The sequence below is a fragment of the Ruoffia tabacinasalis genome (assembly GCF_042652985.1).
Taxonomy (GTDB): Bacteria; Bacillota; Bacilli; order Lactobacillales; family Aerococcaceae; genus Ruoffia; species Ruoffia tabacinasalis.
The window spans coordinates 1-10,263 of record NZ_JBHSHQ010000060.1; the positions used below are offsets into that span (position 1 = coordinate 1).

At 36.0% G+C, this 10,263-nt stretch carries 8 protein-coding genes and 1 pseudogene; 8 read left to right on the forward strand and 1 reads right to left on the reverse strand.

Annotated features, from left to right (window positions below; genetic code table 11):
- Positions 1-192: 192 nt before the first annotated feature.
- The 8 genes from galE to ACFO5Y_RS09810 all read left to right on the forward strand — a co-directional run bounded on the left by galE (position 193) and on the right by ACFO5Y_RS09810 (position 9,530).
- Positions 193-1,209 carry a UDP-glucose 4-epimerase GalE gene (gene galE, locus ACFO5Y_RS09775; protein ID WP_197105294.1) on the forward strand — a complete coding sequence of 339 codons (1,017 nt, stop codon included), beginning with the start codon at positions 193-195 and terminating at the stop codon, positions 1,207-1,209.
- 15 nt (positions 1,210-1,224) lie between these two features.
- Positions 1,225-2,199, forward strand: a complete 975-nt coding sequence (locus ACFO5Y_RS09780; RefSeq protein WP_197105295.1) for an LCP family glycopolymer transferase — start codon at positions 1,225-1,227, stop codon at positions 2,197-2,199.
- 7 nt (positions 2,200-2,206) lie between these two features.
- Entirely contained in the window at positions 2,207-3,631 is a 1,425-nt protein-coding gene (locus tag ACFO5Y_RS09785; RefSeq protein WP_197105296.1) for an LCP family protein, read from the forward strand.
- Between the two features lie 159 nt (positions 3,632-3,790).
- Positions 3,791-4,942, forward strand: a complete 1,152-nt coding sequence (locus ACFO5Y_RS09790; protein WP_197105297.1) for a glycosyltransferase — start codon at positions 3,791-3,793, stop codon at positions 4,940-4,942.
- 14 nt (positions 4,943-4,956) lie between these two features.
- Positions 4,957-6,375, forward strand: a complete 1,419-nt coding sequence (locus tag ACFO5Y_RS09795; RefSeq protein WP_197105298.1) for a lipopolysaccharide biosynthesis protein — start codon at positions 4,957-4,959, stop codon at positions 6,373-6,375.
- Between the two features lie 20 nt (positions 6,376-6,395).
- A complete protein-coding gene (locus ACFO5Y_RS09800) occupies positions 6,396-7,685 on the forward strand; it encodes an O-antigen ligase family protein (protein WP_231606978.1) in 1,290 nt (429 codons plus the stop codon).
- A 2-nt stretch (positions 7,686-7,687) separates the two neighbouring features.
- The gene (locus tag ACFO5Y_RS09805; protein WP_197105299.1) at positions 7,688-8,749 is read left to right on the forward strand and encodes a hypothetical protein; all 1,062 of its coding nucleotides are present in this window, start codon (positions 7,688-7,690) and stop codon (positions 8,747-8,749) included.
- A gap of 16 nt (positions 8,750-8,765) precedes the next feature.
- Positions 8,766-9,530, forward strand: a complete 765-nt coding sequence (locus ACFO5Y_RS09810; protein WP_197105300.1) for a glycosyltransferase family 2 protein — start codon at positions 8,766-8,768, stop codon at positions 9,528-9,530.
- A 41-nt stretch (positions 9,531-9,571) separates the two neighbouring features.
- Here ACFO5Y_RS09810 and ACFO5Y_RS09815 read toward each other — a convergent pair.
- A pseudogene (locus tag ACFO5Y_RS09815) lies at positions 9,572-10,201 on the reverse strand (GyrI-like domain-containing protein).
- Positions 10,202-10,263: the final 62 nt, after the last annotated feature.

The window sequence follows — 10,263 nt, forward strand, 5'->3', positions numbered from 1 at the left end:
TATTAAGTTTGATCAATGAGAGACTGGTGAAACATTGTATAGTATTTTACACAGGATTATGGACTTGACTTAAAACACCTACGGAATGAACCAATTATATGAACTTTGTTATAAATGTATTAAGACAATTAAAAGAGACAGAAGTTATGCTATAATATGGCAATGAACAAATAATTATGTGAGGTGTGAATATTGGCTATTTTAGTACCAGGTGGGGCAGGATATATTGGAAGCCACACTGTTGTAGAATTATTAAATAATGGATATGAAGTAATTATCGTGGACAATTATAGTAATAGTAGTCCGATTGCTATAGAACGAATTAAAGAAATTACAGGCAAAGATGTATTAGCTTATAACGTTGATATTCTTAATAAAGAAGCATTAAATGACATATTTGAAAAACATGATATCGAAGCAGTGCTTCACTTTGCTGCATATAAAGCGGTTGGTGAGTCTGTTGAGAAACCTTTAATGTATTATCACAATAATATTGAAGGAACCGTGTCGCTGTTAGAAGTAATGACTAAGCACAATGTTAAAAAGATTGTCTATAGTTCATCGGCAACAGTTTATGGAACAGATAACGCATCACCATTAGATGAAACTATGCCTACCTATACGGCAACAAACCCATATGGATACACAAAAATTGTAAATGAAAACTTATTAAAAGATGTTGCCTATAGTGACCAAGAATGGGGCGTAACGTTATTAAGATACTTCAATCCAATTGGAGCACATGAAAGTGGTTTAATTGGTGAAGATCCTAAAGGCGTACCAAATAACTTAATGCCTTATATTACGCAAGTAGCTGTAGGTAAGTTAGAGGAATTAAGTGTCTTTGGTGACGATTACGATACACCAGATGGCACAGGTGTGAGAGATTATATTCACGTTGTCGATCTTGCAAAAGGACACGTGAAAGCGTTAGAAGAGTTACTCGATTATACAGGAACGAATATCTATAATCTTGGAACAGGCGAAGGTTATAGTGTTCTAGACTTAGTAAATGCTTTTGAGAAAGCAACGAATAAGCCAATTAATTATAAGGTTATCGCAAGACGTCCAGGTGATGTGGCTGAAGTTTATGCGAATCCTAACTTAGCCCACAGAGAAATCGGTTGGAAAGCTGAGAAGACCCTTGAAGAAATGTGTCAAGATAGTTGGCGTTGGCAACAAAACAACCCTAATGGTTATGTAGACTAGTAATGAGGCGATAAAGTGGTAAGGAAACAAAAATTAACAAGAGACAGTTATCCTACCTATGAAGGACGGGTTAAACAAAAGTCCAAGACAAAATGGTTCATCATTCTATTTATATTGATGATTTTAGTTATCATTGCAGGATTTTATATCTTCTATCAGTATTCAACAATTGAAGAAACCTACCAAACAACAGTATATGAAGAAGAAATCGTTCCTCATCTTGCTCAGCAACAAGATATAGCAGATGAGACGCCTTATACGGTATTGTTCGTAGCATTGGACAATATTTATTATGATGGGGCTCAAGTTGAAGAAGCCTTATGGTCTACCCTTTATTATATTGATCCTGAACAAAATTCAATTCAAGCGGTGAATATTCCGATGAATTTAATCGTAAGAAGTGATGGTGATGAAGAGATGAATCTTCTAACTTATGCTAACGGTGGACTCACAAGTATTAAAGAGACAATCGAACGTTTATTTGAAGTTGAATTGAATTATGTTTCTGCAATGAGACTCCAAAACATTCGCGATATTGTCGATCCAATCGAACCAATTACAGTGAATGTCCCAGTAGATATTGAGGATTTATCAATTAATAGTAATCAAGCGGTTCAATTTAGTGGTATAGAAATCATGAATTTAATTGATGAAGGGAACGAATTACCTACTTTAGAGCAATCGGAACTTCATCACGCGATATTAAACAGCCTTTATACACATTTCTTTAAGTTTGAAAATCTACTAAAACTTCCAGAAAATTTTGAAAATGCTGCATATGTTATTCAAACTGAGGTACCTTTTACAAAATTAGTTGAAATTTATCGCAATGATGATTATAATTTAACGAATGTCGACCTCAATGAGTTAGTTCAATTAGAAAGAACTCAAATGGAAGATCGATATATATACTTTGCAGACATGAGTGAAATTAAAGAAGTTGTCTCAAGAATGGCTTCAGCAATAGATGAGTCTGCTAATAAGGACTGAGAGTAATTTGAAACGATTTTTTACAACAAATGGTAAATTTAGTATTTGGAAAACAATACGAAATTTAATCATTATAATTATATTAGTTGCTGCAGCAATTGGAGGATACCTTTATGGGAATGTCCTAACCGCAATTAATAATACGAATCAAGACGTAAATGTACAAAATATTCGTGACACAAATGTGCAGATTGCTGAAGGAGATCCAATTAATGTCTTAGTAGTAGGGACTGATGGGGGAGCAGAAAGACAAGAAGATGACGGTTATGTGAGTCGATCTGATACTTTAATGCTAATTAATTTAAACCCAGAAACCGGCACTACGAAGATGGTCAGTATTCCGCGAGATACGATTACAAATATTGATGGTCAAGATGAACCCGATAAGATTAATCACGCGTATGCATATGGTGGGATTGATTTAACAATTGATACAGTGCAAGATTTCTTACAAGTACCCATAGATTATTATTTAGTAGTGAACATGGACGGCTTATCAGAAATGATTGATGCCATCGGTGGGATAGAAATTGTGAGTCCATTATCTTTTGAATATCGTGGAACTGAGTTCCATGAAGGAGAGCGAAGAGAAGTAGATGGTGTGAAGGCGATGAACTTTGCTCGTATGCGTTATGACGATCCCCAAGGTGAGCTTGGACGTCAGAACAGACAAAAGATTGTTATTAAAGCCATCATTGATAAAGCATTAAGTTTAGATGCAGTCGTCCAATATCCAAGGCTAATTAATGTAGCTAGTCGATATGTAACGACCAATGTTGATTTGAATGAAGTATTATCAATCTACCAACAGTATCTGCCAGCATTAAATAATATTTCTTCAGTACAATTTGAAACGTTAGAAGAAATTCAAATTGATGAAATTGCCTACTATCACATACCTTTAAATGCTCGAGTAAAAGTTGCGAATGAATTTCGTTATGTGAGCAACATGCCTTCAATTACAGCAAGTGATTTAGAGGATCCACTAGGTATCCAAGAAAGTGAAGAGCGGGCTAAATCTTTAGCGGTTATTATTAATCAATATCCAACAGGGCTTTCGGAAGAAGATTTACAAGAACTGAACGAAAGACAAACATCTTTAGAAACGGCAAGGGAAACAATTACTCAACCCGCTCCTGTGGAGAATAATAACTCAACACCAAATAACAATGAATATTGGGAAGAACCAGAATATAGTCAACCCACACAACCGACTCAACCGAATTACCCGCCGGAGGAAAGTACAACTCAACCACCGGTAGAATCACAAGAGCCGGAAGTGCCTGCAGAACCAGAATTACCTGAAACTAGTACACCAGATTATGATGACGGTGGGAATGAACAAGAAGGCAGTTATTCTGAAGAAGCTTCTAATTCTACCCAAGCAAATGAAGGACAAAGCTCAGGAACAAATGATTCGAGTATTAGTTAATCGCTAATACCTGAATAAAAAAGCGCTGACGACAACACTCACGATGGATTAAATTATATCATTGTGGGTGTTTCATCGCGTTAAAGAGTCGACTTTAATAATAGATAAGTCAAAGTGCTCAGAATTTTATAGAATGATGTAAGGATGGGGATCGTTAAGATGAGCCAAAAAGTGAATAAACGTATTCTTCATATTATGAGTAGTCATGGTGGTGGAATATCAACATTTATCCGTAATTTAGCAACAGAGATTCATCGATTTGGAATTGTATTTGATGTAGTAACTTACGGACCATGTCCACCAGAATTTGTTGAGGCCATTCGTCGTACAGGTGGCGATGTGTATCAAATCAAGAATCCGAAAAAAGAAGGATGGAGACAGTTTTACAAATCATTCTCACGTGTCATTAAGTTATATCATTATGATGTTATCCATTGTCATATAGCTGGCTACCGTGCTTTAGCTTACAAAACGATTAGTAACTTCCAAAGTGAGGCTGAATTTATTATTCATGCCCATCATTATGTCGATGACAATCAATTAAGTGTCGCACAACGTTTTTTACATTATCTTAACCAGATGATTAACCAAACTGTCTCTGCTAAATTTGTTGGATGCAGTCGCGATGCTGTTCAAGCGCTTTTCGGTTACAAAATCGACCGAAAAGACATGATTATCATACCGAATAGTATTGAGCCTGATGATTTTATATTTGAATCGGAAGAAGAAAATAACTTTCGTGAAAAGGGACGGGAACACTATGGAATATCAAAGGATACCATAGTCGTTGGACAAGTAGGACGACTTGCACCAATTAAAAATCATGCCCTAACTTTACAAGTAGCTGAAATAGCAAAACTAAAGAAATTAAATATGAAGTTCATTATCGCAGGTAGTGGAGAACTTGAAGAAGAGTTGAAAGAGCGAATTGGAGTGAATCAATTAGATGATTATGTTCAATTAGTTGGACGTATCTCACCGATTTCAGAGTTATTTCCGGTCATGGATGTGCTTTTCTTCCCGTCAATTAACGAAGGATTAGGTACTACGGCCATCGAAAGCCAAGCTGCAGGCGTACCCGTCGTCTTATCACATACAATTCCAATGGAAGTGGAGTTGGGGATCGATTTATTGTATCGGGTTAATTTAAGTGCAGCGCCAAGTGATTGGTTAAAAGAAGTGCTTAAAGCATCTCGAGAAAGTAAAGTAGATTCAAGTGAGCGCTTAATGGCACTTGAGAGAAATAATTACACTAATATTCAAGCGGCTAAGCTATATGCAACATCGATAGCTCAATACACTAATTATTAAAGGTGATATAAATAATGAAACAATTTATGAAAAGGTTAGCGGGCTTTAGCTTAGGACCAATCTTAGGCGCAGCCATCTCTTTGATTTTGTTCCCCATATTTACAAACGCACTCCCAATTGAGGAGTATGGTCGAGCGGGAACATTCGAAACCTTAATTTTACAAATTCCCAATTTTATATATATTGGGATGGATCAAGCGTTTACTCGCGAATATAACCATATGGATAATAAAAGAAACTTGATGCAACAAGCGATGCTTCTACCGTTAATGTTAGGTGTGTTTCTTGTTGCAGTATCAGCTGTTTTTTCAGTTCCATTTTCTGAATGGCTGTTCCAATCAGGGGATTACTACTACATCGTTTGGTACGCTGGAGTTTGGGTGTTAGCAACGATTGTAGAGAGATTTTTACTTTTAAGTATACGAATGCAAGAAAAAGCCGTCGAGTTTTCGTCCTATAGTTTACTACTTAAAGTTGGAAACTTCATAGTATCTATGGGAATGATTTTCGCTGGAGTGAGAGACTTTAGAGCCGTTGTTTATGGTTTGATTTTTGGTCAAATCTTAGCCGATTTAGTCTTATTTTTCCGTTACAGAGATTTATTGGATTTCCGTGGTTTTCAAATTGATCCAAAATTAATTAAGAAAATGTTCCTCTTTGGAACACCGATTATGATTGCAAGCTCTTTAGCTGCTGCGCTTAACTCCATTGATATTATAGTATTGACTGAGTTTTCAAGCTTAAAGGATATCGGAATTTATAAAGCAGGGAGTAAAATAGGTAGTATTATCGGAATATTAAAAACGGCCTTTGCGAGTTTTTGGATTCCGACAGCCTATCGTTGGTATGAAGAGAATAAATCGATGAAACACTATAAATTTATTAGTGATATTGTCTTATTTTTATTATCAGGGTTATTCTTCGTGATCTTAGTCTTAAGGTATCCAATATCCTTAATTTTAAGTTCAGACGGGGAATATTTAGATGTTCAGTACATTATGGGGCTATTAGCATTTCCTCATATTATGTATACTTTGTCTGAGACAACGACATTGGGAATCGTATTTTCAAGAAAGACACATTATAATATCTTTGTAAGTATTATGTCTTTAGTTGTAAGTGTCATTATAAACTTATCACTGACTCCTTTTATTGGTTTCAGAGGGGCCGCATTGGCTTCAACAGCAGCTTATGTTGTTTTCTATCTTGCAAGAACGTATTTTTCAAGTCGAACAGGATTTTACTTTGGACAAAAGAAACAAATAATTACGATGTTAATTATGATTACTGCTGGTCTAATTAATTTATATCCATTGGATTACAGCATTTTTATTACGATTGGTTTAGGTTTATTGGCATTAGTTGTCCAAATACCAACCATTAAAACAGCACTAGAAATTAAGAATCATCCTGGAGAATGGGATTTTACTTAAAAGTTAGAAGGTGAACAACTTTGCGAAAATATTTAATACTGATCGTTACTTCGGTTTTTTTAGGGACGGAGATATTAGCGATTCCAACACCGGTAGCACAAATTACGATTTATCGTTTACTGGTGATTGGTATGATAGCCATCTTTGGTTATCAAATACTCAAACAAGATCCAAATATTAAAATTATCCCGAATAATACGGCCACCGTCATTACTGGTATTTATCTTTTTTGGTGGGCCTGGGGAGCAGTGTCAGTCATATGGACGATTGATGTGATGAACTGGTTCCAAGCGATGTTCTTGCTTACTTTAGGTGTGAGCAGCGTGGTAGGTTTGTACTTGTGGACGAATGATTTAATCACTTGGAAAGCTTTGCTTAAGACAGTTTGGATTATGATGACATTTTTAGCACTTTGGGGCTTTTATGAGATTCTTACGAATCACTATATTTTTGCTAATTTAGAAGCGTTAGATAAGAATAATACCTTTGCTACTCAGCCATCATCTCGTATACCGGTAACGACCTTTACAAATCAGAATGATTACGCAACTTTATTACTCGCATACTTGCCAGTAAATTTAATTATGCTGAATCTCAATCGTCACTCGATTCGACGATATTTATATGTGATTCCAATACTATTAACAGCATATTTAATTTATCGAAGTGATTCACGAATGATTTTACTGAGTTTCGTACTTTTCTTTTTTATGGTTATACTATTACAATTTAATTGGGATATAAAAAGAAAGTATATCTTAAGCGCGATAGGTATCGGTCTAGCCCTTATCGTTGGCTTGATTATATTTGTTCCATCGCTAAATGATATGGTCTCGCACTTGTTTTATCTAGGTGGCGATTTCTATAATACAGGCGATTCACGCCGAATTAACCTATGGCGAAATGGTTTAGTATTCCTAGCAGAAACTTTCGGTTTTGGAGTGGGAGCGGGGAATATTGAAATATGGATGGATATGTTGCCATTTTTACCTATTGATGAATTTACAAACATTCATAACTGGTGGCTTGAGATACTAGTCGGTTATGGTGTCATAGTATTTGTCCTATACGTTGTAAGTTATGGCTTATTAATCCAAGCTTTAAACCGACTCCGTCATCATGAATCAAAAGTCATTCGTCAAATTGCAATTAGTTTTATATCGTTCTTAGTTGTATATATCTTTGCGAGTATCACAAGTGCGAATAACATGTTGATTGAATGGCATTGGGTTTACTTTGGAATAATGATTAGCTTTGTGAAGTTAATGGAAATGAAGAACGTCACGAAACCAAAAAAGAATGAGGTATGAATATGAGTTTAGCAACAATAATAAATGAGTTATGGCGATTTTTTAAAGATAATATTGTAAGAATATTAATTGGCGCCTTAGTTATATCTGTGATTACTGTCGGTGCACGTTATTTTATCACTGATATTTTATTATCTGACCGCCAAGAGGCTGCAGATTACCTTGAGGATGTTTATACTCAAGAACCGAGTTCATTTAAAGCAGTGGTAACGATTGAAGATGGTCAAATCTTCTCGAATCCACATTTATTTGATGATTACTTTACATCGCCTCAAGTAGTTGAAGCGGTTGAAGAAACAACAGGAATTGAATTCCAAGAAACAATTGATAGTGAAAAAACATTGGAGTTATTTAAAACACCAACGTTTCGTGGGTCAATCTCTGCAGTGAGAGACAATGCTTCCGGCGTTTTTATCTTCCGAGTGTTAGCAGGGAAGACAGCCGAAGAAAATTTAGCGATAGCGAATGCTTACCGTGACTTATTAGCTTCAGGTGAGATTCCATTTATGGATAACCAATTTGCAGATATCACTTTAGAACCTGTGATTGGTGAAGTATTGGATACAGAAGAATATCTAAGTTTACCAACGGTTGAGACATTGAGCGTATATCGTTCGAATAATGCGAGATCATTAATTGTATATGGTGTCTTAGGCTTCGTTGTTGGACTGATCTTAACAAGTGGAATTGTCTTCTTACAAAGATTGCGTAAGAGCAAGATTAATTATGCCTTTGAGTATGCATGGGACTTAGATGATCAGCATATACTTGTTCATAGTAGCCATGAAGGTGCTGTATATAATGTTCAAGATGCGATTCGTATACCAGCGGTTAACTTACGTTGGATTGTTTCTCAAAGTGCCTTATCGGAGGACTTTGAAGACACAAATGATTCGTCAGAACGATTTATTTCGAAGTTGCAAGAAGTTAAGAGTGATGAACAGGCACCGAAACAAATTGTGATTGTCATCCAAGCGAATCATACAGAGAAACGTTGGTTAAAAGACCAAATGACAATGGCGACTTTATACAATGTGCCATTGAAATTAGTTCACGTTTATTAATTAAGGAGGCTAAAATTTGCCAACTTTTGAAGAAGGTTTAGTATCCATTATCACACCCGTGTATAATGCAGAACGCTTTATTAGCGAGACCATTGTGAGTGTTATTAAACAAAGTTACACCAATTGGGAAATGATCTTAGTCAATGATTGTAGCCAAGACAACTCGGTTGAAATTATTGAAGGGTTTGCTAAAGAAGATAAGCGAATTAAATTAGTTAATTTAGCTGAAAACAGTGGGGCAGCCGTGGCACGTAATACTGGAATCGAGAATGCCAAAGGAAGATATATTGCTTTCGTTGATAGTGATGATTGTTGGTCGGAGTCGAAACTGACAGAACAACTTGTATTTATGCAAGAAAAACAGGTTGGTTTTACATATACGGACTTAGCATTAATCAACGAATTAGGTGAGGTATTAAAAGACCGCGTCAATGTACCGGCTTCCTTCTCGTATTCAGAGCTATTAAAAAATACAGCCATTGCCTGTTCGACGGTCGTCATTGACCGCGAATTAATTGGAGATTTCCGTATGCCTCTTGTTCGAAAAGGACAAGACACAGCAACGTGGTTAATGTTAATGCGTGAGCGAAAAGTTAAAGCTTATGGCTTACAAGAAGTTCATAATTATTATCGTCAAGTTCAAGGTTCGATTTCAAGTGACCGGATTGGTGCATTGAAACGGACGTGGAATACTTATTATAATTTAGAAAAATTACCATTACCCAAAGCAGTGTATTATTTTTCACATTATGTATTAAATGCAGTATTACGCCGGTTATAAGCAAAAAGTCTGAGACGCAGCGTGCGCTTCAGACTTTTTTGTTATTTCTTTTTTATTGGGTGTCTTAAGATAGTTTTAAGCTTGGCTGGATCAGCTTTTCGAGGATCCGATAAGTAGATTTCATGATGATGCTTGATGTCACTAATATCTAGTTGATAGCCTTCTTGGTTGATATAGTCATGCATCTTAGACACAGAATGTACTTCATCGTCATAAGGTCCAATATGGAGGATTTGGACAGTTAAACCTTCAGTTATCGTTGTAAGATAGACGTTTGCAGTGTTGATTTTCTTCTTGTTTAGAACTTCATTTTGAGCCTACTCAAAGACTTGAGGTGTGACATACTCTGGCATTCGCAACTTCATAACCCATTGGAAGTCTTCTTTTCTTGATGAATCCACACCATGTACACCGTCTTGCCACCAATATCCTTCAAGCGGTGGAACAACAAATACAAAGAAATCATCAATTGTGTAGCCATTACGCTCACTCATCCGAATCGTGTAGGCTAGGCTATATAATTGTTTTACTGCTGCCTGGTATTCCCCGTCTAATTCATTCGGGTCACCCATACCATCAATCGCAATAAACTTCATCTTAGGTATATCAATAATTTCTGGTATTGTTTTTGGTTTATAAAACTGCTTCTCTTCTTTTTTAAAATCTTGAATTGTAAAATTAAGCTAGAAAAATAAATAAACCATTTGTGGTACACTCAAATCAAATTTCCAAC

Bases quoted from the DNA above. Each gene is read 5' to 3' on its own strand.
- ACFO5Y_RS09790 (WP_197105297.1), top strand. From the start codon at position 3,791: ATGAGCCAAAAAGTGAATAAACGTATTCTTCATATTATGAGTAGTCAT.
- ACFO5Y_RS09795 (WP_197105298.1), top strand. From the start codon at position 4,957: ATGAAACAATTTATGAAAAGGTTAGCGGGCTTTAGCTTAGGACCAATC.
- ACFO5Y_RS09805 (WP_197105299.1), top strand. From the start codon at position 7,688: ATGAGTTTAGCAACAATAATAAATGAGTTATGGCGATTTTTTAAAGAT.